The following is a 25,744-nucleotide window of genomic DNA, read 5'->3' on the forward strand; positions in this document are numbered from 1 at the left end:
CGGCGGAGACGGCCACGATTTCGGTTGCCTTGCCGCCTTCCTTCAGGCGGGTGGCTTCTTCGACGGCAATCTCGTCAAAGGGATTCATCGACATCTTGACGTTGGCGATATCGACGCCGGAGCCGTCGGACTTCACGCGCACCTTGACGTTGTAGTCCACCACGCGCTTGACTGGAACCAAAACTTTCATTACCTATCCTTATCGTTGTATTGCCTACTCATTCATTTCGGCCAGCTGAACGGCGGCGCTTCCTTGTTGAGGAAGGCCGCCGCCGCATTGCGATGGTAGTCGGAAGAGCGTGCGACGCCCTGCCCGGCCGCTTCCATTTCCAGCAATGCACCGAGCCCGGTGTTGATCGATGCGTTGAACGCCCGCTTGGTGATGCTCAGCGCAGTGAGCGAAGCATTGTTAAAGCTGAGCGCGATCCGGCGCGCGCGCTCGGCAAGCAATTCCGCGTCATGAATCTCGGACACGATACCGAACTGCTTCGCTTCCTCGGCATCGATCTCGCGCGCTGAAAACGCCAGTTCCTTGGCACGCTGCAGGCCAACGATGCGCGGCAGCGTATAGAACACGCCGCAATCCGGGATCAGCCCCAGCTTGAGGAAAGACAGGCAGAAACGCGCGCGCGGCGTGGCAAGCACGAAGTCGGCCGCCAGCGCCAGGCCGAAACCGGCGCCGTAAGCCGGACCATCCACCGCCGCAATCACCGGCCGGTCGAAACTGATGAGCTCTTCGACCCAGAGATGAAGGTCGAGCATGCGGTTGCGGCCGTCTTCCGCCGACGGATCGCCATTGCGCATGCCGCGGATGTCGCCGCCGGCACAAAATGCGCCGCCGGCGCCGGTCAAGATCAGTGCATGAATGCCGCGGTCGCGACGTGCGGCGGCAAGCACTTCCGCCATTTCCGTGCGCATGACGGTGTCCAGCGCATTCTTCTGCGCGGGCCGATTCATCGTCAGCGTCGCGACGCCGTCCTCGACCGCATACTTCAAGGTTTGCAAGGCTGCTGCTTCCATGTCGATTCCCTTCGTTGTTCTCTTGCGAGATGATCAGATCGGATCCCAGCTGAACACATCGGCCGAACGGTCGAGACCGTAGAAAGACGCCTTCAGCGCAGGCATGCCGTGGCTGGCGATGGTTTCCGGCGTCCATCCTTCCGAGCGGTGCACCGAGCGCACCGGCCTGGGCTGGCTCATCAGGAAGATTTCGTTGTTGCGCACTGCGAAGACCTGGGCGTTGACATCGGCTGCGGCGTCGCTCGCCAAGTAGACCGCGAGAGGCGCGATCTTGTCCGGCGTCATCTGCTTCAGGCGCTCCACGCGTGCCTGCTCTTCGGGCGTATCGGTCGGGATGGAACTCGTCATGCGGCTCCATGCAAACGGACAGATGCAGTTGGAACGGACATTGAAGCGCTCCATGTCGAGCGCAATCGATTTCGACAACGCGGTGATGCCGAGCTTGGCCGCCGAGTAGTTGGCCTGTCCCATGTTACCCACCAGGCCGGAAGCCGACGTCATGTGCACCAGAGTGCCCGAGCCCTGCTCCTTGAAGTAGGGCGCCGCCGCCTTGCTGGTGAAGTAGGCGCCGTACAAGTGCACCTTCACCACGGCATCCCAGTCCTCCGTGCTCATCTTGTGGAAGATGCGGTCGCGCAGGATGCCGGCATTGTTGACCACGCAGTCGATGCGTCCGAAGGCGCTCACCGCGGCCTCGATGATGCGCTGCGCCGACGCAGCTTCCGATACGCTGTCGCCGCTGGCAACCGCCTGCCCGCCGAAGGCCTTGATTTCTTCCACTGCCTGCTGGCCGGGATTCATTCCGGTAGCGTCGCCGGTCAGCGATGCGCCGATGTCGTTGACCACCACCTTTGCGCCCTGGCGCGCCATTGCCAGCGCGATGTCGCGTCCGATGCCGTTGCCGGCGCCTGTCACCACCACGACCTTGTCCTGAACCATGTTCTGCTCTGCCATTGCATGCTCCTCGTTATGTCTGTTTTATCTTCGAAATGATGGGCGCCGTTGCCGTAGTCACAGCCGCGCAAGGATTGCCTGTGCGCGCAGCAGTACCGGCTTGTCGACCATCTTGCCGTCCACCGATACCGCTGCCCCGTCGGCGCCGGACGCGGCTTCAAGTATGCGCCTCGCCCACTCCTCCTCTTCTCTGCTCGGCCGGAAGCAGGCGTTGACCGTCTCCACCTGACGAGGGTGAATGCAGAGCTTGCCGCCGAAACCGAGCCTATAGGCCTTCAGGCTATCGGCCTGCAAACGCTGCGCATCGTCGATGGCCGTCGTCACGCCATCGAGCGGCGCCATGATGCCCGCCACGCGGGAGACCAGCACCAGCTGCGAACGGAAATGAAGCAGCTCTTCGCCGTCACCGTTGATGCCGAGGTCGACCTGGAAATCGATGGAGCCGAATGCCAGCCTCTGCACCCCGGCCTGGCGGGCAATGGCTTCGGCATTCCACATGCCTTGCGCAGTTTCGATCAGTGGCAGCAGCGGCATCCGGGAGCCGACACGCGAAGCGATCCAGGCGAGATCATCCGACTGTTCCGCCTTGGGGACCATGATGCCGGCGATGCCGCGTCCCGCGGCCCGGCACATATCCACATCGTCGTGGAACCATTCGGTATCGGCGCCGTTGATGCGGACATGGACCGGCTGCGCGGCATCCATTGCCGACGCGACGGCAGCGCGGGCGGCATCCTTTTCCTGCGGAGATACCGCATCCTCGAGATCGACGATCACTGCATGCGCGCCGCTGGCGCAGGCCTTGGCAAAGCGTTCCGGCCGGTTGCCGGGAACGAACAGATAAGATGCCTTTTGCTTGATCATTCAAGCCTCAAGCGATGAGGCTGCCGATGCGTTGGGCGCCCGCGATGCTCCAGATGCGGTCGAATGCGCGCTTCATTTCGCTTTCGCTGGCGGCACCGCTGAACAGCGCCAGGCGCACCGCCTTGTCTTCCAGTTCGGCGCGGGACAGCGTATTGCCCGGATCGCCCTTGGGCTCGTCGACGCGGCCTTGGTAGGTTTTGCCGTCCACGGTTTCGACGGTCACCTTGCCTATCCAGCGCACCGGATAGGCGGTATCGACTTCATGATCCAGCAGCATGGACACCTTGTCGTGCACCGCGACGACGCGCGGGTCCTTGAAGGAGTTTTCGAATTCCAGGATGCCGGCGTTGCCGAACACCGCGATCAGCCCCAGCACCGTGCCCATCGAGAATTTTCCCTGGTGTACGGTGACCGGATCGGTGACCGGTCCCAGGACGTCGATCGCGCCTTGATGAACCTGGGCTGTGATCTTGCTGATCTGCTCCGGCGCAAGGTCGTTGGCTTGCATCACCTGCAGCAGCGCATCGGCTGCGGGATGGGTATGGCGGCAAGATGCGTGAAACTTGAACGAGGTTTCCACCGTGGCCCAGCGCTCCATGAGGCGGTCGGTCAGGCGCGCCGGATCGGCATCGCTGGACATCCCGGCCGCCATGCCCTGTGCGCCTTCCAGGATGCGCTTCGCTCCGGTGAAGCCGTCCTTGGCCAGATAGGCGGCCGTCAGCCCTGCCGATGCCGCATGCGCGGTGTGCAGCTGCTTGGAATCGGCCGCGTCCCGCAGGAATTCCCAGAGACCCGCGGCGGTGGTGCCGGCAGAGCCGATGGCGTTCAGCATCTGCTCCGCGTCCAGTTTCAACAGGCGTCCCGCAGTCACCGCGGCAGCGATGGTGCCGGCGGTGCCGGTGGTGTGGAATACCTTGTAGTGCGAACGGCCGAGGAATTCGCCGACCCGGATGCCGACTTCGTAACCCGCTACCGACGCGGTCAGGAGGTCCCGCCCGGATACGCCGAGCGACTGGCCGACGGCCAGCGCCACCGGGAATACGACGGTCGCCGGATGGAACACCGATCCGTTATGCACATCATCCTGTTCTGCAATGTGCGAGGAAGCCGCATTCACCATGGCCGCGAACAGCGGCGTGGAGCGCTTGCGGGAAGGCAGGATTTCCGACGGCCCTTCCGCCGTGCCCATCTGCAGCGCAAAGCGCTCGATGGTCTCGATGGCGCGCGTGCCCTTGCCGGCCAGCGCCGATCCGAACCAGTCCAGCATCAGGTCCTCGGTACGCCGCAGCACTGCTTCGGGAATCTGCTCGTAATTCAGCTCGGCGGCAAAACGCGCCAGCATGGCGCTCGGGTTGTTGTCTCGGTTCATGATGCCCTTTCTTCAAGCCTTCAAACGGCGCCCGCTTCACGCAGGCGCTCAATGTCATTGTTGCCGTACCCCAGCTCCCGCAGGATCGCGTCGGTATGCTGTCCGAGGGCCGGGATGGGATCGATGCGGTAGTCGTAGCTGTCGTTGACGCCGGGCGGCAGCAGCATCGGCAGTTCGCCGACCGGCGACTCGACGCTGCGCCAGCGGTCGCGCGCCTGCAGCTGCGGGTGACTCCAGAATGCATGCATGTCGTTCATGCCGGCGTTGCCGATGCCCGCATGGTCCAGCCTGCGAATGACTTCTTCGGTCGCCAGGGCGCCGAAGATGTCCTCGATGATCGCCTTCAGCGCTTCGCGGTGGCCGTTGCGCTTCACATTGGAATCGAAGCGTTCATCCACGGCCACTTCCGGCCGCTGCAGAACCTCCTTGCAGAACGCAGCCCACTCGCGTTCGTTCTGCACGCCCAGCAGAACCGTCTTGCCGTCGCCGGTGGCGAACGGACCATAGGGGTAGATGGTCGGATGGCTGGAAGCGGCGCGCGGCGGCGGTGTTGCGCCCTTGTACGCGTAGTACATCGGGTTGGACATCCACTCGCCGAGCGCTTCCAGCATGGAGATGTCGATGTGGCTGCCGCGCCCCGTCCTGCCGCGCTGGATCAGCGCGGCGAGAATGTTGGTGTAGGCATACATGCCGGCGGCAATGTCGGCCGCCGATACGCCTGCGCGTGACGGTGCTTCCGGCGAGCCCGTCACGGAAAGCAGGCCGGCTTCCGCCTGGATCAGAATGTCGTAGGCCTTCTTGTCGCGATAAGGTCCGTCCTTGCCGTAGCCGGAAATGTCGCAGACGATCAGGCCGGGATGCTCGGGACGCAGCGCTTGCGCCGACAGGCCGAGACGCGCGGCCGCTCCCGGGCCGAGATTCTGCACCAGCACGTCGGCCTGGCCGACCAGCTGCCTGAGTATCTTCGCGGCTTCGGGATGCTTCAGGTCGAGCGTGATGCTTTCCTTGGAGCGGTTGATCCATACGAAATAGGAAGCCATGCCGTCCACCCGGCTGTCATAGGCGCGCGCGAAGTCGCCGACGCCGGGCCGCTCGATCTTGATGACGCGCGCACCGAGGTCGGCCAGCTGCCGCGTCGCGAACGGAGCCGCTACGGCGTGCTCCAGGGTCAGTACCGTGATGCCGTCAAGCGGGCGCATACGGGGTGTTCCTTTCTTGTCGGCAGGTTCAATACGAGCGCGGCAGTCCGAGCACATGCTCGGCCACGTAGGACAGAATCATGTTGGTCGAGATCGGCGCCACCTGGTACAGCCGCGTCTCGCGGAACTTGCGCTCGACGTCGTATTCGCAGGCGAAGCCGAAGCCGCCGTGGAACTGCAGGCAAGCATTCGCGGCTTCCCACGATGCATCCGCCGCAAGCATCTTGGCCATGTTGGCCTCGGCGCCGCAGGGCTTGCGATTGTCGAACAGCTCGGCTGCCCGGTAGCGCATCAGACTGGCCGCCTCGATGTTGACGAAGGCTTTCGCAATCGGAAACTGCACGCCCTGGTTCTGGCCGATCGGCCGGCCGAACACCATGCGCTCGCCCGCATACTTGACCACCTTGTCGATGAACCAGTAACCATCGCCGATGCATTCGGCCGCAATCAGGGTACGCTCTGCATTCAGTCCGTCGAGGATGTACTTGAAGCCCTGGCCTTCCTCGCCGATCAGGTTCTCCGCCGGGATCTCCAGGTTGTCGAAGAACAGTTCGTTGGTTTCATGATTGACCATGTTCAGGATGGGCTGCACCGTCATGCCCTTGCCGATGGCTTCGCGCAGGTCGACCAGGAAGATCGACATGCCTTCCGATTTTTTCTTCACTTCCTGCAGGGGCGTGGTCCGCGCAAGCAGAATCATCAGGTCGGAATGCTGGATGCGTGAAATCCATACCTTCTGTCCGTTCACCACATAGCGGTCGCCCTTGCGTACCGCAGTCGTCTTGATCTTTGTCGTGTCGGTGCCGGTGGTCGGTTCGGTCACTGCCATCGACTGCAGGCGCAGTTCGCCGCTGGCGATCTTCGGCAGGTACTCACGCTTCTGCCGTTCCGAGCCGTGGCGCAGCAGCGTGCCCATGTTGTACATCTGGCCATGGCACACGCCGGAGTTGCCGCCGCAGCGGTTGATCTCCTCCATGATGACGGAAGCCTCGGTCAGGCTCAGCCCGGAGCCGCCGTATTCCTGGGGAATCAGCGCAGCGAGCCATCCGGCCTTGGTCAGCGCTTCGACGAAGGCTTCCGGATAGCCGCGCTCCTCGTCGATCCTGCGGAAGTACTCCGCCGGAAATTCGGCGCAGAGGTCGCGCAGCGCGGAACGCAGTTCTTCGTACTTGTCTGTGTCTTTCTGCATGTTGTCGTGTGCTTTCGGAGGTTCAGGGTTCGGATGCATCCAGCGTTGCCGTGGCTTCCATGGCCAGCATGCCGTCGGGGCCCTTGGCCCACAGGGAAACGGTCTTGCCGTCGGCCGATGGCATGCCGCAGACTTGAAATGGCGCCGTGTCGAACAGGGGACTGACCGCCTTGAAGCGGAAGCCCGCCACGCGCGCACCGGGCATTTGCCGGCGCAGCAGGTCGAGCAGCAGGGTCGCAATCAGCGGGCCATGCACGATCAAGCCGGGATAGCCTTCCGTGCCGGTCGTATAGCTCCTGTCGTAGTGGATGCGGTGGCCGTTGAAGGTCAGCGCCGAGTAGCGGAACAGCATCACCGCGTCCGCATTAATTTCCCGCGTCCATGCGGCTTCCTGCGGCGCAGGAATGCCTTTTGGCACCGCAGCGTTCGACTCGCCGCTCATGCCGCGATAGACGATGTCGTGCTCCTCGACAATCGCCAGGCCCGCCGGTCCGGCGATCTCATGTCTGACGAGAACGAATACCAGAGGACCGGTCTTGCCTTCCTTGGCATCGACCTTGACGATGCGCGACGTGCGGGTGATGGCGTCACCGACGCGGATATCCTGAAGGAATTGCAGTCTTCCCCCGGCCCACATGCGCCGGGGCAGCGGCACCGGCGGCAGAAAGCCGCCGCGTTTCGCATGGCCGTCCTCGCCGAGTTCCGATTGACGGTGCAGCGGCAGGAAGTACAGCCAGTGCCACAAAGGCGCGATCGCGTCGCCCGGCTGCTGCGGCCCGGACTCCATATCCATCGTCGCCGCCATCGCGGCGCACGGCACTTCCGTGACCGTATCGGTCCGCGTTTCCGACTTTCCGATCCATTGCTGCAAGTGAGCCAAGTCCAACATAGATGTCATTCATGAATGGTGATGACGACAGGATGTGGGAAGTTGGTACGAATGGCAATTCGCCTTTCGCAAACGGGGAATTTGGCGCTGCTTAACCGCAAGCTTGGGCAGGGCCAATTCGCTTGCATCAGACCGACGCAGTCTTTTCCGCCGTGCAATCAATACGCGGCGGCCAACTGGCCTTTCCGAGTCCGGCATTCGCACTGTCGCCCCTGCTCAACCATCCGCATGGAATCCGACACCGCGGTGTCTGCCCCGAACCATCACTTTATCTGCGGCACATCATCGGCTACTCGCGGCTCGTTTCACTGCAATCGAAAAACCTCTATTCAAATCAAAGACTTGCAGCGATCAATCCACTCTGGAGCAGCGCTGGCACACCCCCTGCTATATAGCCCTCGAGTGCAAAAAAAACGCTCACCAATCGCAAACCAACCATCACCCTTCAAGGAGAATCACCATGAAAGCACTGACCATCAAGGACCTGTCCGTTTCCAAAGACCTCGACGCCAAGGACATGGCAGGCGTTTCCGGCGGCACCGGCTTCCACCGCATGCCCGGCCTCTTCAACGCCCCGCTGTTCAGCTACGCAAAGAGCGAGATCAATTTCGATGCGTCCCAGTCGCTGGGCCAGAGCCAGAACACGGAAGTCAACAACGGCAACAACGTCGCCTTCGCTTCCGGCATCAAGTCGACCGTCAACCCGACCCAGACCGGCAAGAACACGATCAACTTCATGTCGTAAGCAGCACCAGCCAAAGCATCGGCACCATCAACACATCACTTCGCCACTCAACGCATAGGAGCATCATCATGAAAGCACTGAACATCAAGGACCTGTCCGCTTCCAAGGACCTCGACCAGAAAGACATGGCAGCCGTCTCCGGCGGCACCTACCACGGCCGCTACGTTGGCCACCTGGGGCCGCTGGTCAGCGTCGCCAAGAGCGAGCTCAATTTCGACGCCGCCCAGTCGCTGGGCCAGGAGCAGAACACGCTGGTCAACAACGGCAACAACGCGGCCTTCGTGCACGGCATCAAGTCGGATGTGAACCCGACCCAGACCGGCAAGAACACCATCAACTTCATGTCCTAATGCAGTAACGCCGTCATGGCATGCGCGGGTGGAGGTACAGTCTTCGCCTGCGCGTGTACGGTCACCTACCCATTCACCGAAATTTTTATCAGGAGTATTTCATGTCCATTCAGATCAGCGACATCGCCGGCAGCACCGACCTCGACCAGGCATCGATGGAGTCCGTTCGCGGCGGCAATTCCTGGCTAGCCGGCCTCGGCCCGATCGCCAACATCAATGTCGGCGTCAGCCAGAACCTGACCCAGCTGCAGAACGTCGAGGTCAACACCCTCAACAACGTCGGTTCCATCGGCCCCAACTTCGCCGTACCGAAGATCGATGTCAGCCCCAGCCAGTTCGGCAAGCTCAATGTCGCCGTCTGAGCATGACTGAAGCGCAGGTCACGAGGAAGAAACAGCCGGCGGTATGATCACGGCAAATGTGAATGTTTGCCAGGACGATGATACGCAGGATGGATCGCGGGTATTGGCCGTTCGTGCATGTGACCAGGATGAGTCGGAGCATTCGCCAGGCGAATGCTCCGCTTGCGTGCTCGAAGCGCACACGCGGGTACGCGCCATGCATTGCGCATGGCGGAGCATTGACTACAGAGGTGTGCCGCTACGTTCCGCAAGCCATGCCGGCGGTTCCTGCAGAGCGACCGGGCGCAGGAAACGATGCATGGCCATCAGGCCGACCGAAGTCGTCTGCGGCTGGGTGGAGGACGGGAACGGTCCGCCGTGATGCTGGGCACGGGTGACGGCAACACCGGTCGGCACGCCGGCAAACAGCACGCGGCCTGCGATCTTGACGGCGCCGCGCACGACGCGTTGCGTTTCGGCGTCATTCCTGTCCGCGCCCCAGACGGTGACGGTCAGGCTGCCGCCGATTGCGGCAAGCACCTGCAGCAACTGCCCGCTCGACTTCACGCGTACCACGACGCAGGACGGTCCGAAGATTTCTTCGCGCAGCGCGTGATCGCGCAGGAAGGCTTCGGTATCCAGCGTGACCAGATTCGGAACCGGATGACGGTCGGCGCTCTGCTCTCCGGTGGTCACGCGCTTTGCAGCGGGATGCCGGTTCAAGCGTGCCACACCTTCATCAAAGGCATTGCGGATACCGGGCGACAGCATGGCGTGGGTATTCTGGGAATCCATTGCTGCGGCGAGCTGGCCGATGAAGGCATCGGTGCCGGCGTTGTCATAGGCGATCAACACGCCGGGACTGGTGCAGAACTGGCCGCAGCCCTGCGCAATCGAAGCAGCCAGGGTCTTGGCGAGTTCAATGCCCTGCGCTTCCAGTGCGGACGGCAAGGCGATGATGGGATTGATGGAGCCGAGCTCGCCGAAGAAGGGGATCGGCCTCGGGCGCGCATTGATTTCCTTCTGCAGCGCCATGCCGCCGACATACGAGCCGGTGAAGGCGACCGCTGCGATATCCGGATGGCGGACCAGGTGCACGCCGACCTCGCGCGATGCGCCGCTGACCATGGTCAGGACACCATCGGGCGCGCCCGCGCGTTTCGCCGCGGCCAGCGCCAGTTCGAACACGGCATTGGACAGCTGCGGATGAGCAGGGTGAGCCTTGACCACCACCGGGCAGCCGGCGGCGAGCGCCGACGCGGTATCGCCGCCGAGCACGGAAAAGGCGAACGGAAAATTGCTGGCCGAGAACATGGCAACCGGGCCAAGCGGCACATTGACCCGCAGCAGCCGGGGATGGCCGGCCGGCGGCGCGCCGGGAACCGCTGCATCGTCGATGACGGCGAATGCCTCGCCGCCCTCTACCGCGTCGGCAAAGGCGCGCAGCTGGAATGCAGTGCGGTCCAGTTCACCGTTCAGGCGCGCGGCACCGAGAAAGCTTTCCTCGTTGGCGACGGCGACCAGGCGCTCGCGCTCGGCTTCGAGCGCCGTTGCCAGTTCGCGCAGCAGCGCACAGCGCGCAGCGGCACCGCTGCTTGCCCATTGATCATTGGCTTCAACGGCGGCACGTACCGCCGCGTCGATCTGCGCAGGCGTGGACTCCTGCAGTGCCTGGGAAGTATGTTGAGTCATGGTGATGTCGCTCATGAAAAAATCGTCCCGGTCGGGCCGGGACGAAGATGAAAATGTCTGATGCTGCTGAATGCGGGCGATCGCGATAGCGTCTCGCTCTCTTAGCGCACCATGCAGGGCTTTTTGTTGTCGAACTTCCAGCCGGGAATCAGGTACTGCATCGCAATCGCATCGTCGCGCGCGCCCAGCCCCTTTTCCTTGTACAGCCGATGCGCACGCTCGACCTGCTCCATGTCGAGTTCGGTACCCAGACCCGGCGCCTTCGGCACCTCCACCATCCCGCCTTTGATCTGCAGCGGCGCCTTCGTCAGCCTCTGGCCGTCCTGCCAGATCCAGTGCGTGTCGATCGCCGTGATCTTGCCCGGCGCCGCGGCCGCCACATGCGTGAACATTGCCAGCGACACGTCGAAATGGTTGTTCGAATGCGAACCCCAGGTCAGGCCCCATTCGTTGCACATCTGCGCCACCCGCACCGAGCCCTGCATGGTCCAGAAGTGCGGATCGGCCAGCGGAATGTCGACCGACTGCAGCTGGATCGCATGACCCATCTCGCGCCAGTCGGTGGCGATCATGTTGGTCGCCGTCGGCAGGCCGGTGGCACGGCGGAACTCGGCCATCACTTCGCGGCCCGAGAAACCGTTCTCGGCGCCGCACGGGTCTTCCGCATAGGCCAGCACGTCATGCTGGTCGCGGCACAGGCGGATCGCGTCTTTCAGCAGCCAGCCGCCGTTGGGGTCGAGCGTGATGCGGGCATTCGGAAAGCGTTCGGCCAGCGCAGTGACCGCTTCGATCTCGTCCTCACCGCGCAGCACGCCGCCCTTGAGCTTGAAGTCGTTGAAGCCGTAGCGCTCGTACGCGGCTTCGGCCAGGCGCACCACCGCTTCGGGCGTCATTGCCTTTTCATGGCGCAGGCGGAACCAGTCGTTGTCGGCATCGGCGTCGCTGTCGTAGTCGAGGTCGGTAGCCTTGCGGTCGCCGACGTAGAACAGGTAGCCGAGCATTTCCACCTGCTCGCGCTGCTGGCCCTCGCCCAGCAGGGCTGCGACCGGTACGCCGAGGTGCTTGCCGAGCAGGTCGAGCAGCGCCGCTTCGAGGGCGGTGACGGCATGGATGGTGATGCGCAGGTCGAAGGTCTGCAGGCCGCGGCCGCCGGCGTCGCGCTCGGCGAAGGTCTTGCGCACGCTGTTGAGGATGGCGTGATAGTGGCCGATGGATTGGCCGACGACCAGGGAGGCGGCGTCTTCCAGGGTCTGGCGGATGCGTTCGCCGCCAGGCACTTCACCGACGCCGGTGTTGCCGGCGCTGTCGGTGAGGATGACGAGGTTGCGGGTGAAGTAAGGGCCGTGGGCGCCGCTCAGGTTGAGCAGCATGCTGTCGCGCCCGGCTACCGGGATGACGCGAAGTTCGGTGACGACCGGCGTGCCGTGCACGGCTTGCAGGTTGGTTGAGGCAGACATGGTGTTATCCGGGAAGAGATGAAGGAGTAGGCCGGAGCGTGCGGAACGCCCCGCTCCGGCAATCTGAGGTGTTTAGTCGAGCGTGATCTTGCCGACTTCGATGACTTGCTTCCAGCGCGCGAGTTCCTGCTGCTGGAACTTGGCGAACTCTTCCGGCGAGTTGGCCACGATTTCAAAGCCCTGCTCGACCATGCGATGCTTGACTTCCGGATCGTTGAGCGCGCTGACGATCGCGCCTTGCAGCTTGGCTTTCACGTCCTTGGGCAGCCCCTTCGGTGCCGCCGCAGCCTGCCAGGAGTACACATCAACGCCCTTCACGCCGCTTTCTTCCAGCGTCGGCACTTGCGGCAGCATCGGCGCGCGCTTGTCGCTGGTAATGGCCAGCGCCTTCAGCTTGCCGGCCTTGATGTGGCTGACCACGACATTGATGTTCTGGAAAGAAACATCGGCATGACCTCCGATCAAATCGGTGATTGCCGGCGCGCCGCCCTTGTAGGGAACGTGCAGACCGGTAGTGCCGGTCTTCTGCCAGAACAGTGCCGTGGTCAGGTGGTCCGAAGAGCCCGAGCCGGAGGAGGCGAATGTCACCTTCTCCGGATTCTTCTTCAGATAGGCGATCAGTTCCTGCAGGTTGTTGGCCGGGAAGTTGGGCGTTGCCACCAGCACGTTCGGCGCGCGCACGGCGACGGTCAGCAGATCAAAATCCTTCGCCGGATCATAAGCCAGCTTCTTTTGCAGGAAAGGATTGACGGCATACACGCCGATGGAGGCCACCAGGAAGGTATAGCCGTCCGCCGGTTGATTCTTGACGTAACCGGCGCCGATGGCACCGGTGGCGCCCGGCTTGTTCTCGACGATGATTGGCTGGCCGAGGATCTGATTCATCTTCGGGCCGATGGCACGCGCAACGGAATCGGTGGAGCCGCCGGCCGGGAACGGCACGACGGCGGTGATCGGCTTGTCCGGATAGCCGGCGGCCGAAGCCGCGGTGCTGAAGCAAAGACCGATCAACAAGGTAGAAAGCAGTTTCTTCATGATGTCTCCAAGGGTTTGGTTTCTGACTGATAGAAACGTATTTACTGCGGGCCGAGCTTGGCCATCAAGGCGCGCAGCTGCTCGACTTCGGCCGGCTTCAGGTCCGACAGCGGCGGGCGCACCGGACCGGCGCTGTGGCCGATGATGGTGGCGCCGGCCTTGACGATGCTTACCGCATAGCCCTGGCCGCGGTTGCGCAGCTCGATGTAGGGCAGGAAGAAGTCGCGGATGATGCGGTCGGTGGTCGCCGTGTCGCCGGCGGCATGGGCGTTGTAGAACTCGATCGCAGTCTTCGGGATGAAGTTGAACACCGCCGAGGAATAGACCGGGCAGCCCATCGCCTTGTAGGCGCCGGCAAACACTTCCGCCGTCGGCAGGCCGCCCAGATAGGCGAAACGGTCGCCCAGCTGCAGGCGGATGGCAACCATGGATTCGATGTCGCCGATGCCGTCCTTGAAGCCGATCAGGTTGGGGCAGCGCTCGGCGAGTTGCAGCAGCGATTCGGGCGTGAGGCGGCAGGCGCCGCGGTTGTAGACGATGACGCCGAACTTGACGCTGCGGCAGACCGCTTCGACGTGGGCCACCAGGCCTTCCTGGCTGGCTTCGGTGAGGTAATGGGGCAGCAGCAGCACGCCCTGCGCGCCGAGCCGCTCGGCTTCCTGGGCGTACTTGATGGCCAGCGAAGTGCCGCCGCCGGCGCCGGCGATGATGGGCATGCGGCCGCGGCAGGTCTCGACGGCGGTCTTGACGACAGCGGAGTACTCCGCCGGCTCCAGCGAGAAGAACTCGCCGGTGCCGCCGGCGGCGAAGAGAGCCGAGGCGCCGTAGGGCATCAGCCACTCGAGACGCTCGGCGTAGGGGCCGGGGTTGAACTGGAGGTTGGCGTCGAAATCGGTGAGGGGGAAGGACAGCAGGCCGCTTTCGAGGACGCGTTTCAGTTCTTGAGGATGCATGACTTACCTTTCTTCAGGGGTGCCGGCATGAGGGCTGGCAACAAATTCACAAATACGATGGTACCGCTATCAATTCACAGGCATGCGAATGGTAGCGGTACCAAACCAATGTGTCAACGCCTTTTCCATTCCGGTTTGCCGTTGCCGGGAAAGGATGCCGGGGGAGCCACGTACCAGCGGTCTTCCTGCCCGCAGGGCTCCGTCTGCCTCTCGCCAGGCATGATGTGTGGGGCTGCTGATTGCACTGAACAGGAAGACAGTCTTGATTCCAGAAAAATGCGGAAATCAGAAGTGTCGAATGCAGTATTCGACCAAGGGCCGCGTTCCACGTACAAAATGGCCTTGATATTGAGGACCGGAAAGTGCCTCAGTGTTCCGCTATTCTGCCGGTTGCAGGCTTTCTGCTCGCATGTTGAAAGTACCCGGCCTGAAGTGCTTCACAATAGACAGCGGATTGTGGTAGCGCTATCATCATTTCATGAATCCAAAACCTGATGCATTCACTTGTCGCAAGGATTGAATGCAAGGGGTTTTGTCTATATGTTTCATTCAACGCAGCTTGATGATCTCCATATGCAACCAGCACATCCATCCGTGGCGCCCGGCCATCCTGCTCCTCTGGTACGCCGATCCAATCTGGTCGAGACGGTGCAGAACTCGATCATCGAGGCCATCCGCCGGGGCGAATTCAAGGTAGGAGACTACCTGCCGACCGAGCAGGCTCTAAGCGTCATGTACGGGGTGTCGCGCCCGACGGTGCGCGAAGCGATGGCAAGACTGCGCTCGCGCGGTTCCTTCCTGTCGCGCAGCGGGCACCGCACGCGAATCGACGAGCATCCCGACGCCCGTACGACCGAACTGGCCTTTGACGACATTTCATGCATTGAAGATTTCAAGCGCTGCTATGAATTCCGACGCAACATCGAAGCAGGTGCGGCAAGGCATGCTGCGCTGAACAGGGACGAAGACGATCTCGAGGCAATCTGGGGGGCTTTCCGGCGTCTGCACGGCTATTCGGAAGCGGATGAAATGCCGGTCGATGCGGATTTTGCCTTTCATACCGCCGTCGCTGCGGCTTCGAAGAATCCGCTGTTCCTGACGGTGCTGGAATCGATACGCAGCCAGGCGTTATTCACCATGGATCTGTCGCGCAAATTCTCGCGCCCGCAGCAGCCGCAGCGGATGGATGCGGTGGAAGAGGAACACCGGCGCGTGGTGGAAGCGATCGCTGAAGGAAATGCCGATGCGGCGGAAGCGGCGATGCGCTTGCATATTGATCGGTCTACGGAGCGGGTGCTGGGAAGTTAGGCAGGACTGAGAAGTTTGGCACGCCGTATCTTCCCGCTTCTCCCGCAGGCGGGGCGCAGGCAGGGTTATGCAAACCACTGGTTTGCGCTGCCGTAGCCGACCTGGCTTGCAAGCCGGGTCATGGGGGCGCAGCGAGGGCCGGGGATGAGGGGGATTGTCAAGACCGCTCTTCGTCGCGAACGCCCTCACCCCAACCCTCTCCCGCCTGCGGGAGAGGGGGCAGAAGGGCACGCGGTCTTGACAGAAATTCTCTGCGTGCTTGCTTGGCAAGCAATCGCAGCTGCAGCACCGCTCCGCGTAAAGTACGCGACTACCGCAAGCCGGACTGCCGGTCCAATCTGTCGCGCGCGCCCGATGCGACATTCTTCAGCCAGGGATGATCCCGATACCAGTTCTCCGCAAAGCTGACGATTTCCGCCTTGTGCAGCAGGGATGCGCCTAGCATGTCCAGGCCATGGAGGAACATGTCCTGGTGCCGGCGGCTCAGGGTGAAGCCGGCGGTGCCAGTCGAACTGATTACCCGCAGGTTCTCCACATCGATCCGGAGTCGCATTGCGTCCGAAGCAGATTCCTCGGCGAACAGGCGCTGCATGTCCGCTTCGGATACGCTGGCCAGCATCAGGCCGTTGTTCATTGCATTGGAATAGAAGATTTCCGCAAAACTGGACGCGACAACCGCCCGTATGCCGGCCTGCTGCAGGCCCCATACCGCATGTTCGCGGCTCGAACCGCAGCCGAAATTGGCGCCGCCGAGGATGATGGAGGCGTTTTCGTATTTCGGCTGGTTGAATGCGAAGTCCTGGCGCGGCTTGCCCTGTCCGTCGAAACGCATGTCATACAGCAGGCCCTCGGCCAGCCCCGCCTTGTCGATGCCGCGCAGGAATTGCTTCGGCATGATCTGGTCGGTGTCGAGATTGGCAATCGGCAGAGGTACCGCAAGGCCTTCGATGATCGCGTTCTTATTCATGGTGGCTTTCCAGCTTTCTGAAATCGGTGATTTTTCCGGTGACGGCGGCCGCAGCCGCCATGGCCGGGCTCATGAGATGCGTGATCGCTCCCCGCCCCTGCCGGCCTTCGAAATTGCGGTTGGTTGTCGATGCGCAGCGCACGCCCGGCGCCAGCACGTCGTCGTTCATTGCCAGGCACATCGAGCAGCCCGGCTTGCGCCACTCGAAACCGGCGGCAATCAGCCTGTCCGCAATGCCTTCCCGCTCCGCCTGCTCCCGCACGGCGCCGGAACCGGGCACCACCATGGCCCGGACACCCTCGGCCACCTTTCTGTCGCCCACCACGTCCACGACCGCCCTCAGGTCCTCGATCCGGCCGTTGGTGCAGGAGCCGATGAACACATGGTCGATCTTCACGCCGTCGATAGCGGCGCCGGGCGCAAGCATGGTGTAGCGCAGCGCGCGCGCATCGCCATGCTCGCCGGCGCCTTCAATGACAGGCGTGCGGCCGGAAATGGGGATGGCCTGATCCGGACTGGTGCCCCACGTGACATAGGGCTCGACCGCCGATACGTCGAAGCGGTGTTCCGCGTCGAATGCCGCATCGTCGTCCGAATGGAGCGTGCTCCAGTGTTCGCGCGCCCCTGCCAGCCATTCGGGGTTTTCCGCAATGTCGGGGCATTTGGAAAGTACGTACTGCTCGGTGACTTCATCGGGCGCGATCAGCGCGCCTCTCGCCCCGGCTTCGACGGTCATGTTGCACAGCGTGAACCTGGCTTCGGTACTCAAACCCTTCAAGGCGGAACCCGCATACTCCACCACGTAGCCGCGTGCGCCCTGCGCGCTGATGCGGCTGATGATCATCAGGATGATGTCCTTGGCGGTCGTACCCGGCGGTATGGTTCCGTCAAGCCAGATTCTCATGCTGCCGGCAAGGCGGTACACCAGCGTCTGCGTCGCCAGCACATGCTCGACTTCCGTCGTGCCGATGCCGAACCCCAGCGCACCCAGGGCGCCGTAGGTGGTCGTATGGCTGTCGCCGCAGATGATCACCATGCCGGGGCGCACCATGCCGTGTTCCGGCGCGATCACATGTTCGATGCCCTGCAGCGCATCATTGGTATCGAACAGCGGAATGCCGTGGCGATCGCAGTTGCGCTTGAGATTCGACGCCTGCAATGCCGACGGACCGTCGGCGATGATCCTGATGGCTTCGGGCCTGGTCGGGATGATGTGGCTGACCGTCGAGACGTTCTGCCCCGGCATCAAGGTCATCAGGCCGCGTTCATCCAGCCCTGCGAATGCCTGCGGGCTGGTGTATTCGTTCATCAGGTGCAGGTCCGCGAACAGCAGCACGTTGTCCGCGTCGAGCTGTGCGACGGTGTGTGAATCCACCAGCTTCCGGTATAGGGTCTTGCCCGTTGTTGCCATTGTTGAATGACTCCTGTTTGTTCCTGAGTGTTCCTGATTCTTAATCGGCTGTGATGCCGCGCGCCTTCACCAGCTTCGCCCATGTGTCCATCTCGGACTTGAGCTTGTCCTGGGCCTGCTGCGGCGTGGTCGGCGTGGGATCGAAGCCTTCCTTCACCATGCGATCCTTGAGCGCAGGCGTGTTCAGGGTCTTGTTGAGCGTCGCATTCAGTTTTTCGACGATGTCCTTGGGCGTGCCTGCGGGAACGAAGGCGATGAACCAGGTTTCGAAGTTGTAGCCCGGCACGCCCGACTCGGCCAGGGTCGGCACGTCCGGCATCAGGCTCGACCGCTTGGAGCCGGTCACGCCGAGTGCGCGCACCTTGCCTGCCTGGATGTGCGGCTGCGCCGCCGAGAGTACCGGGAAGCTCATGTCGACCTGGCCTGCGATCGTGTCGATGAGCGCCGGACCGCCTCCCTTGTAGGGAATATGCGTGATGTCCACGCCGGCGGCAGTCTTGAACAGCTCGGCGGACATGTGGAAGGTGCTGCCGCTTCCCGCAGAGCCGTAGTTGAGCTTGCCGGGCGCGGCCTTGGCGGCACTGACGAGCTCCGCCGTCGTCTTGGCGGGGATGTTGTTGTTGACGATCAGCACATGCTGGGAGCTCGCCACCATGCCCACGGGCGTGAGCTCCTTGAGCGTGTCATAAGGCATCTTCTTGAAGATCGACGGATTGATTGCCAGCGACACCGTCTGCAGCCCGATGGAATAGCCGTCGGCCGCCGACTTGGCGACGTCGTTGACGCCGATGTTGCCGCCCGCCCCCGCCTTGTTTTCCACATAGATGGAGCCGCCGAGCTGCTTCGACCATTCTTCCGAGATGCGGCGCGCCACGATGTCGGCGCTTCCGCCGGGCGCATACGGCACAACCAGCCGAATGGGACGGGAGGGATACTTGTCCGCATGGGCGGCGGTGGCTGACAGCGACAGCAATGCAAGCGCGATGAGTGTTTTCCGGCGGGTGATCATGGCGTCTCCAATGAATGAATAGTAAGTGCGGCTAGTTTATTCTTGGATGAGCGCCGTATAATTTCCCCATAAAAAATTCATTATGTCGCCAGAGGAATGAATGGACGGGATCACTGACCTGAGCTTTTTCTCACTGCTGATTCGATCGGGAAGCCTGGCGTCCGCGGCCCAGGAACTGGGTGTTACGCCTTCTTCCGTCAGCAAGCGTCTTGCCGGACTGGAAACCCGGCTGCGCGTGCGCCTGCTGAACCGGACCACCCGCCGCATCAGCCTGACGCCGGAAGGCGAGCTGTACCTGACGGAGGGAGAACGGATCATCTCGGATCTGGACGCGCTGGAACAGAGAATCTCGGGCAGCGCCGATACGCCCAAGGGCCTGCTGAAGCTGAGCGCCACCCTCGGCTTCGGGCGCCGCCACATCATGCCGGCCATTTCCGCATTCGCCCGCAAATACCCGGACGTGGAAGTGCAGATGCACCTGAGCGACCGACCCGTCAACCTGGCGGAACATGGCTTCGACATCGGCATCCGCTTCGGCGAGCTGCCGGACACGCGCATGACGGCGCGCAAGCTGGCGAACAACCGCCGCTTTCTCTGCGCTTCTCCGTCCTATCTCAGCCAGCGAGGCGTTCCTTCACATCCGAGGGAACTGCCGAAGCATGAATGCATATTCCTTCGCGAAAGCGACGAAACCTACGGAACCTGGCACTTCCACAGCAAGGGCAGGCAGGAAACCGTGAAGGTGCGCGGCCAGCTGAATACCAATGACGGGGAAAGCGCCCTGGGCTGGGCGCTGGACGGCCACGGCATCGTGGTCCGTTCCGAATGGGATGCGTCGGCTTACCTTCGGTCAGGGAGGTTGAGGAGAATTCTCGAGGAATGGGAATTGCCGCCCGCGGACATCTATATCGTCTACCCCACCAAGCACAACCTGTCGGCGAAGACGCGGGCGCTGGTCGATTTCATGCTGGAGTCCTTTTCCGCATACCGCGACAGCGGGCGCGGAAAAAGCCACTCGATGTGGTAGCGAATGCATGACCGGGCGCACAACCGTGCGCCCGATGGTGCTCAGACCTTCGCTACGCGAAGCAGATTGGTGGTGCCCGCCCTGCCGAACGGCATGCCGGCCGATATGACGATGGATTGCCCGGCTTCGGCAAAGCCTTCGCGGCGCGCGGTCGCCGTGGCAAAGTCCGTCATTTCCGTGACACCCGCGACTTCATGCACCAGCACCGCATGCACGCCCCAGACCAGGGCAAGCTGGCGCGCGGTGGAAAGCCGGGGCGTCATGCCGATGATGGGCGCTTCCGGCCGTTCGCGCGCCATGCACAGCGCCGAATTGCCGGACGACGTGTAGGCCACGGTCGCCGAGGCGCGCAGGATGCGCGTAACGTCGCGCATCGCAAAGCCGATCGCATCCGCCACTTCCGGCCGCGGCGGCGTATGCGACGCATCGAGCTCCTGCCGGTGGAAAGGGTCGGCTTCGGTCTGCACGATGATGTTGTCCATCATCCTGACGGCGGCGATCGGATACTTGCCGGAGGCCGACTCCGCGGACAGCATGACGGCATCCGCGCCGTCGTAGATCGCGGTCGCGACATCCGAGGCTTCCGCCCTGGTGGGCACGGGTGCGCTGACCATGGATTCCAGCATCTGGGTGGCGACGATCACCGGCCTGCCCTGCTGCCGGCAGGTGCGCACGATGCGCTTCTGAATCGCCGGCACCTGCTCCGCCGGCAGCTCCACGCCGAGGTCTCCGCGCGCCACCATGACGGCATCGGTTTCCCGCACGATGGCTTCGAGATGGGTGATGGCCGACGGCTTCTCCAGCTTGGCGATGATGCGGCTGCGGCCGTCCACGATCTCCTTGATCTCCCGGATGTCTTCAGGCCGCTGGACGAAGGAAAGCGCCACCCAGTCCACGCCAAGCTGGAGCGCGAAGTCCAGGTCGCGCCGGTCTTTCTCGGTCAGTGCCGAGAGCGGCAAGACAGCGTCCGGCACGTTTACGCCCTTGCGGTCGGATAGCGGCCCGCCGGTGATGACGCGGGTGTCCGCAATTTCCTTGCCGCATTTTTCCACGCGCAGCCGGATGCGGCCGTCATCGAGCAGCAAATCGGTGCCCTGCCGCAGCGCCGCGAAGATTTCCGGATGCGGCAAGGCGACGCCGGCTTCATCGCCGGCCTGGTCGGACTTCAGGCGAAGTTGAAAAGGCGCGTCCTGCTGCAACTGCACAGGGCCATTGGCAAAGGTGCCGATGCGCAGCTTCGGCCCCTGCAGATCGGCAAGCACGCTGATCGGCCGGCCCGTCTCGCGCTCGATGTCGCGCACGATGTCGTAGCGCTTCTTGTGGTCTTCATGCGTGCCATGGCTGAAGTTGAGACGGAAGACATCCGCCCCGGCTTCGAACAGCTGTTGTATGGTGGCCCGATCGCTCGATGCCGGGCCCAGCGTGGCCACGATCTTGGCGTTGCGCCTGCGTCGCATGTTCATTGCATCCATCCTTTATCCGGCGATATAGATCGCACGAAAATCATTGACATTGGTCAGCGTGGGTCCGGTGATCACCGAGTCGTCCAGCGCTTCGAAAAAGCTGTGTCCGTCATTGTTCGCAAGCAGCTCGGCGGCATTGATGCGCTTTTGCCAGGCCCGCGTGAGCGAGTCCGGCGTCACGATCGCGCCGGCGATTTCCTCGATCCCGTCCACGCCATCGGTATCGCCCGCCAGGGCGTGAATGCCCGGATGCCGGTCGAGCGCGATGGCCAGCGCGAGCAGGAATTCGACATTGCGCCCGCCGCGCCCATGTCCCCGCACGGTGACCGTCGTCTCTCCACCCGAGAGCAGAATGCATGGCGGCTTGAACGGCTGATGACGTGTAGCGACCCGCTTTGCGATGCCGGCCATGACGGTGCCGACGCTACGCGCCTCGCCCTCGAGGTTGTCGCCGAGGATGCAGGTGGCTATGCCGGCCTGCTCGGCCACTCTGGCGGCAGCCTCCAGCGCTTTTTCCGGAGTGGCGATCAGGTGGGTCTCAATCCGTGCGAGACGGAGGTCGCCAGGCTTCACGGTTTCCCCGGGGCCGCTGCGCAGAATCTCCATCGCCGCGTCGGGCAGATCGATGCGGTAGCGAGCAATGATTTCCAGCGCATCTTCGCAGGTCGTCGGATCGGCCACCGTGGGGCCGGAAGCGATATCGATCGGATCATCCCCTGGCACGTCGGAAATTAGCAGCGTAACTACCTTTGCGGGATGGCAGGCGGCTGCCAGCCGGCCGCCCTTGATGGCCGACAGGTGCCGCCTGACGCAGTTCATTTCGGAAATGGTGGCGCCGCAGCGCAGCAGTTCCTTGTTGATGGCCTGCTTCTCCGGCAGGGACAGTCCCCGTGCCGGCAACGGCAGCAGGGACGAGCCGCCGCCGGAGATGAGGCAGATGACGAGATCATCCGGCGTCAATCCCCGCACCAGTTCGAGCATCTGTTCCGATGCCGCCAGGCCGGCCGCATCCGGGACCGGATGGGACGCCTCCACCACCCTGATCGCCCTGGTCGGCACCGCATAGCCGTAGCGGGTGACAACCAGGCCGCTCAAGGGCCGTTCCCAATGCGCTTCCAGTGCCTGCGCCATGCTGGCCGCCGCCTTCCCCGCGCCGACGACGATCGTGCGGCCTGCCGGATATGCGGGCAAAAAGGCGCCTATGGTTTTGCCGGGTGCAGCCGAATCGATGGCGGCATTGAACATGTCGGTAAGAAGCCGGCGGATCGCGGCCGATTGCATTGAAGGCATCATTCGCCCCTCACCGAGCTTGTACGCCGTATTGGGCCGCCGGAGCAAGCTGCTCGCCGTCGGCGTGAATCAGGGCCGCGGTCGCCCTCGGTGCTTCCTCCCTGGCGGCCTCGCCCTCATACAGGGCTTTCAAGTCGTCCGCATGGTACTCGCCGTTCAATACCGCGTCCGCGCGGTCCCGGTCCAGCGCACCGACCCAGCGGGCGATTGCCATCGTGCCGACCGCATTGCCGATGGTATTGGTGATGGCGCGCGCCTCGGACATGAAACGGTCGACGCCCAGCAGGAGCACCATGCCTTCGACCGGAATCTTGCCCATCGAAGCAAGCGTCGCAGCCAGGGTGATGAATCCCGATCCGGTCACGCCCGCCGATCCCTTGGAGGTCAGCATCAGCACGCCGAGCACGATCAGCTGGTCGGTGAGGGTCAGCGGCGTGTTGGTGGCTTGCGCGATGAAGATCGCCGCCATCGTGTAATAGATGCACTGGCCGTCGGGATTGAAGGTCAGTCCCGATGGAACGACCAGGCCGACGACCGGCTTGGAACAGCCTGCGAATTCCAGCTTCTTCATCATTTGCGGAACGACCGATTCCGATGAGCTCGTGCCCAGCACGGTGAAGATTTCCTCCTTCAGATACTTGAGGAATTTCCACAGGCTGAAGCCCGACATGCGCGCAATCGCGCCGAGCACCAGGAACACGAACAGGATGCAGGTAAGGTACATCGCACCCATGAGCTTGCCCAGCGAGACGATGCTGCCGAAGCCGTACTTGCCGACGGTGAACGCGATCGCGCCGAATGCGGCAACGGGCGCCACACGCATGATCATGCCGACGATGACGAACATGCCGTGCGAGAAGGCTTCGAGGAAATCAATGACCGGGGCGGCACGCTTGCCCATGTGCGACAGCGCGATGCCGAACAGCAGCGAAAACAGGATGATGGGCAGGATCTCGTTCTTCGCAAATGCGTCGATTATGCTGCTCGGAATAATGGTCAGCAGGAAGTCGATGAACGACTGGTTCTTCGCCGCATGGGTGTACGTCGAAATGCTGGCGGTATCCAGGGTCTTGGGATCGACATTCATGCCGGCGCCGGGCTGGACCACGTTGACGACGATCAGCCCCAGGGCAAGCGCGAACGTCGACAGCACCTCGAAGTAGATGAGCGCACGCGCGCCTACGCGGCCGAGATCCTTCATGCTCTCCATTTTCGCGATGCCAAGGACCACCGTGGCAAAGATCACGGGAGCGAACACCATCTTGATCAGCTTGATGAAGGCATCGCCGAGGGGCTTGAGGTCGGCGCCGAACTTGGGATAAAGGTGGCCTACCAGAACGCCGATGAGGACGGCGATGAGCACCTGCACATACAGGGCTCCGAAAAAGCGTTTGAACATGGATGTCTCCAGACGCCGTCACATCGGCGCAAGGCGATGTGACGGACGAGCCGTGGTGGGAGGCAAATTTACTGTTGTTTTTGCTGCCTCTTGCGACGTTCCGGAAACGCCGGAGCCGGGTCCGGCACCGGAACGATGAATGACGATGAATTGCTTGCTTGCCTGCTTACTTGCCGAGGTAGTCGCAGACAGCCTTCGTGACCTGCGCGGTCGTTGCCTTGCCGCCCAGGTCGGGGGTATGCACGCCGGAAGCGGTGACCGCCTCGATGGCCGCCATGAGCTTTTTCGCCGCATCTGCCTCGCCGAGATGTTCGAGCATCATTGCCGCCGTCCAGAAGGTCGCGGTCGGGTTGGCAATGCCCTTGCCGGTGATGTCGAAGGCCGAGCCGTGGATGGGCTCGAACATCGAGGGGAACTGGCGCTCGGGATTCAGGTTGGCCGTGGGACCGATGCCGAGGCTGCCCGACAGCGCCGCCGCCAGGTCCGAGAGAATATCCGCATGCAGATTGGTCGCCACGATGGTGTCGAGGGTCTGCGGCTTGAGCACCATGCGCGTGGTGACGGCATCGACCAGCTCGCGGTCGGTCTTGACTTCCGGATAGTCCTTCGCGACTTCGGCAAAGATTTCATCCCACATCACCATGCCGAAGCGCTGCGCATTCGACTTGGTGACGAGCGTGAGGTGCTTGCGGGGACGCTTGGCGGCGAGTTCGAACGCAAAGCGGTGAATGCGCTCGACCCCGGCGCGGGTGAAGACCGCGGTCTCGGTGCCGACCTCGATCGGCAGGCCGCGATGGGCGCGTCCGCCATGGCCGGCGTATTCGCCTTCGGAATTTTCACGCACGATGACCCAGTCGATCGCTTCGCCGTTGCGCAGCGGACTCTTGACGCCGGGCAGCACGCGCGCCGGGCGCACGTTCGCATACTGGTCGAATCCCTGGGCGATCGGCAGGCGCAAGCCCCACAGCGAAACATGGTCGGGCACTTCCTGGCTGCCGACCGCGCCGAAGAAAATCGCATCGAACTGCTTGAGCTTTTCCAGGCCGCCTTCGGGAATGTAATGGCCATGCTTCAGGTAGTACTCGGAGCTCCACGGGAAATGCTCCACTTCGAAGGCAAAATTGCCGTCGACCCTGGCCAGGGTATTGAGCACTTCCAGGCCAGCGTTGATGACTTCCGGACCAATGCCGTCGGCACCGATTGCCGCGATTTTATGAGTACGCATCTTTGATCTCCATATGAACGAGTGGCAACGTGCCTGCTGCAATTGCGCAATCTGCGCGTCTTGATGCGAACTTTACGCCGCTTATATCGAGATATAATCCCCGGTAATTCAACGTGGCCTTAACTTGAAGTTGACAATGAACCAGCAGACCGAATTCGCCTTCTTTGCGACGCTTATCAAGATGGGCAGCCTGACCGCCGCAGCGCGGGAGATGGACATCACCACGGCTGCAGTCAGCAAGCGGCTGGCGGCGCTGGAAGAACGCATCGGCGTCCGGCTTCTCAACCGTACGACACGACGCATCAGCCCCACCGTGGAGGGCGAGGTCTATCTGGCCGAGGCGAGGCGCATTCTTGCCGACATCGAGGAACTGGAAATGCGCCTGTCGAGCGCGCGCAGCAATCCGAAAGGCTTGCTGAGAGTCAATGCGACATTGGGGTTCGGGCGGCGTTACATCGCTCCGCTAGAGCATTTTCGTGTTGAGCTGCACCATTAAAGGTGGTGAATTTACAGCGGGGCCAAGAAGTCAAACTCTCACTCACGGTGAAGCGGGAGGCTGTCATGGCATGGCATCTTGGTCAAGCCTAC

Annotated in this window: 24 protein-coding genes and 1 pseudogene; 6 read left to right on the plus strand and 19 right to left on the minus strand. The window is 62.7% G+C overall.

What is annotated here, in order from left to right; translation table 11 throughout:
- The 8 genes and pseudogenes from IGW03_RS33035 to IGW03_RS33070 form a co-directional block, all read right to left on the minus strand.
- A pseudogene (locus IGW03_RS33035) lies at positions 1-190 on the minus strand (electron transfer flavoprotein subunit beta/FixA family protein); the annotation flags it as partial.
- A gap of 32 nt (positions 191-222) precedes the next feature.
- Positions 223-1,020: an enoyl-CoA hydratase/isomerase family protein gene (locus IGW03_RS33040; protein WP_228536245.1), complete on the minus strand. Its 798-nt coding sequence runs from the start codon at positions 1,018-1,020 to the stop codon at positions 223-225.
- 33 nt (positions 1,021-1,053) lie between these two features.
- Complete coding sequence (locus IGW03_RS33045) at positions 1,054-1,959, minus strand: SDR family NAD(P)-dependent oxidoreductase (protein WP_194726707.1); 906 nt, start codon at positions 1,957-1,959, stop codon at positions 1,054-1,056.
- 72 nt (positions 1,960-2,031) lie between these two features.
- The gene (locus IGW03_RS33050) at positions 2,032-2,838 is read right to left on the minus strand and encodes an HpcH/HpaI aldolase/citrate lyase family protein (RefSeq protein WP_194726687.1); all 807 of its coding nucleotides are present in this window, start codon (positions 2,836-2,838) and stop codon (positions 2,032-2,034) included.
- Positions 2,839-2,845: 7 nt separating this feature from the next.
- Positions 2,846-4,207, minus strand: coding sequence for an MmgE/PrpD family protein (locus tag IGW03_RS33055; RefSeq protein WP_194726688.1), 1,362 nt, complete (start codon positions 4,205-4,207; stop codon positions 2,846-2,848).
- 20 nt (positions 4,208-4,227) lie between these two features.
- Positions 4,228-5,406, minus strand: coding sequence for a CaiB/BaiF CoA transferase family protein (locus tag IGW03_RS33060; RefSeq protein WP_194726689.1), 1,179 nt, complete (start codon positions 5,404-5,406; stop codon positions 4,228-4,230).
- Between the two features lie 28 nt (positions 5,407-5,434).
- Positions 5,435-6,595, minus strand: coding sequence for an acyl-CoA dehydrogenase family protein (locus IGW03_RS33065; protein WP_194726690.1), 1,161 nt, complete (start codon positions 6,593-6,595; stop codon positions 5,435-5,437).
- 22 nt (positions 6,596-6,617) lie between these two features.
- Positions 6,618-7,493 (minus strand): HTD2 family dehydratase, encoded by an 876-nt coding sequence (locus IGW03_RS33070; protein ID WP_194726691.1) that lies wholly within the window; start codon positions 7,491-7,493, stop codon positions 6,618-6,620.
- Positions 7,494-7,944: 451 nt separating this feature from the next.
- Here IGW03_RS33070 and IGW03_RS33075 point away from each other — a divergent pair, with 451 nt between their 5' ends.
- From IGW03_RS33075 to IGW03_RS33085, 3 genes are all read left to right on the plus strand, one after another.
- On the plus strand, positions 7,945-8,229 hold the full coding sequence (locus tag IGW03_RS33075; RefSeq protein WP_194726692.1) for a hypothetical protein: 285 nt from the start codon (positions 7,945-7,947) through the stop codon (positions 8,227-8,229).
- A gap of 68 nt (positions 8,230-8,297) precedes the next feature.
- Positions 8,298-8,579, plus strand: coding sequence for a hypothetical protein (locus IGW03_RS33080; RefSeq protein ID WP_194726693.1), 282 nt, complete (start codon positions 8,298-8,300; stop codon positions 8,577-8,579).
- Positions 8,580-8,680: 101 nt separating this feature from the next.
- Entirely contained in the window at positions 8,681-8,941 is a 261-nt protein-coding gene (locus tag IGW03_RS33085; RefSeq protein ID WP_194726694.1) for a hypothetical protein, read from the plus strand.
- A gap of 222 nt (positions 8,942-9,163) precedes the next feature.
- On the opposite strand, the gene IGW03_RS33090 is transcribed toward IGW03_RS33085, so the two are convergent.
- From IGW03_RS33090 to kdgD, 4 genes are all read right to left on the minus strand, one after another.
- Entirely contained in the window at positions 9,164-10,627 is a 1,464-nt protein-coding gene (locus IGW03_RS33090; RefSeq protein ID WP_228536246.1) for an aldehyde dehydrogenase (NADP(+)), read from the minus strand.
- Positions 10,628-10,713: 86 nt separating this feature from the next.
- Positions 10,714-12,069, minus strand: a complete 1,356-nt coding sequence (gene gudD, locus IGW03_RS33095; protein ID WP_194726695.1) for a glucarate dehydratase — start codon at positions 12,067-12,069, stop codon at positions 10,714-10,716.
- Positions 12,070-12,141: 72 nt separating this feature from the next.
- Positions 12,142-13,104, minus strand: a complete 963-nt coding sequence (locus IGW03_RS33100) for a Bug family tripartite tricarboxylate transporter substrate binding protein (protein WP_194726696.1) — start codon at positions 13,102-13,104, stop codon at positions 12,142-12,144.
- A 41-nt stretch (positions 13,105-13,145) separates the two neighbouring features.
- Entirely contained in the window at positions 13,146-14,057 is a 912-nt protein-coding gene (gene kdgD, locus IGW03_RS33105) for a 5-dehydro-4-deoxyglucarate dehydratase (RefSeq protein ID WP_194726697.1), read from the minus strand.
- Positions 14,058-14,630: 573 nt separating this feature from the next.
- Here kdgD and IGW03_RS33110 point away from each other — a divergent pair.
- Entirely contained in the window at positions 14,631-15,365 is a 735-nt protein-coding gene (locus IGW03_RS33110) for a FadR/GntR family transcriptional regulator (protein WP_194726698.1), read from the plus strand.
- Positions 15,366-15,675: 310 nt separating this feature from the next.
- On the opposite strand, the gene leuD is transcribed toward IGW03_RS33110, so the two are convergent.
- From leuD to IGW03_RS33125, 3 genes are read right to left on the minus strand one after another with little or no spacing between them, the layout of a single operon-like run.
- Complete coding sequence (leuD, locus tag IGW03_RS33115) at positions 15,676-16,332, minus strand: 3-isopropylmalate dehydratase small subunit (protein WP_194726699.1); 657 nt, start codon at positions 16,330-16,332, stop codon at positions 15,676-15,678.
- Positions 16,325-17,743, minus strand: a complete 1,419-nt coding sequence (leuC, locus tag IGW03_RS33120) for a 3-isopropylmalate dehydratase large subunit (protein WP_194726700.1) — start codon at positions 17,741-17,743, stop codon at positions 16,325-16,327. Before leuC ends, leuD begins: the two co-directional genes overlap by 8 nt.
- Positions 17,744-17,783: 40 nt before the next feature.
- Positions 17,784-18,752, minus strand: coding sequence for a tripartite tricarboxylate transporter substrate binding protein (locus IGW03_RS33125; RefSeq protein ID WP_194726701.1), 969 nt, complete (start codon positions 18,750-18,752; stop codon positions 17,784-17,786).
- Positions 18,753-18,852: 100 nt separating this feature from the next.
- Between IGW03_RS33125 and IGW03_RS33130 the strand changes: the two genes are divergently transcribed.
- The gene (locus IGW03_RS33130) at positions 18,853-19,779 is read left to right on the plus strand and encodes a LysR family transcriptional regulator (RefSeq protein ID WP_194726702.1); all 927 of its coding nucleotides are present in this window, start codon (positions 18,853-18,855) and stop codon (positions 19,777-19,779) included.
- Positions 19,780-19,820: 41 nt separating this feature from the next.
- Here the strand turns inward: IGW03_RS33130 and pyk are convergent, their stop codons facing one another.
- The 4 genes from pyk to IGW03_RS33150 all read right to left on the minus strand — a co-directional run bounded on the left by pyk (position 19,821) and on the right by IGW03_RS33150 (position 25,156).
- Positions 19,821-21,236, minus strand: coding sequence for a pyruvate kinase (gene pyk, locus IGW03_RS33135; RefSeq protein ID WP_194726709.1), 1,416 nt, complete (start codon positions 21,234-21,236; stop codon positions 19,821-19,823).
- Between the two features lie 18 nt (positions 21,237-21,254).
- A complete protein-coding gene (locus IGW03_RS33140; protein WP_194726710.1) occupies positions 21,255-22,523 on the minus strand; it encodes a glycerate kinase type-2 family protein in 1,269 nt (422 codons plus the stop codon).
- 19 nt (positions 22,524-22,542) lie between these two features.
- Positions 22,543-23,931 (minus strand): dicarboxylate/amino acid:cation symporter, encoded by a 1,389-nt coding sequence (locus IGW03_RS33145; RefSeq protein WP_194726703.1) that lies wholly within the window; start codon positions 23,929-23,931, stop codon positions 22,543-22,545.
- Positions 23,932-24,097: 166 nt separating this feature from the next.
- Entirely contained in the window at positions 24,098-25,156 is a 1,059-nt protein-coding gene (locus IGW03_RS33150) for a tartrate dehydrogenase (protein ID WP_194726704.1), read from the minus strand.
- 136 nt (positions 25,157-25,292) lie between these two features.
- Between IGW03_RS33150 and IGW03_RS33155 the strand changes: the two genes are divergently transcribed.
- Positions 25,293-25,652, plus strand: coding sequence for a LysR family transcriptional regulator (locus IGW03_RS33155; protein WP_194726705.1), 360 nt, complete (start codon positions 25,293-25,295; stop codon positions 25,650-25,652).
- Positions 25,653-25,744: the final 92 nt, after the last annotated feature.

Origin of the sequence: Noviherbaspirillum malthae, from assembly GCF_015352985.1 — a bacterium.
Lineage (GTDB): Bacteria > Pseudomonadota > Gammaproteobacteria > Burkholderiales > Burkholderiaceae_D > Noviherbaspirillum > Noviherbaspirillum malthae.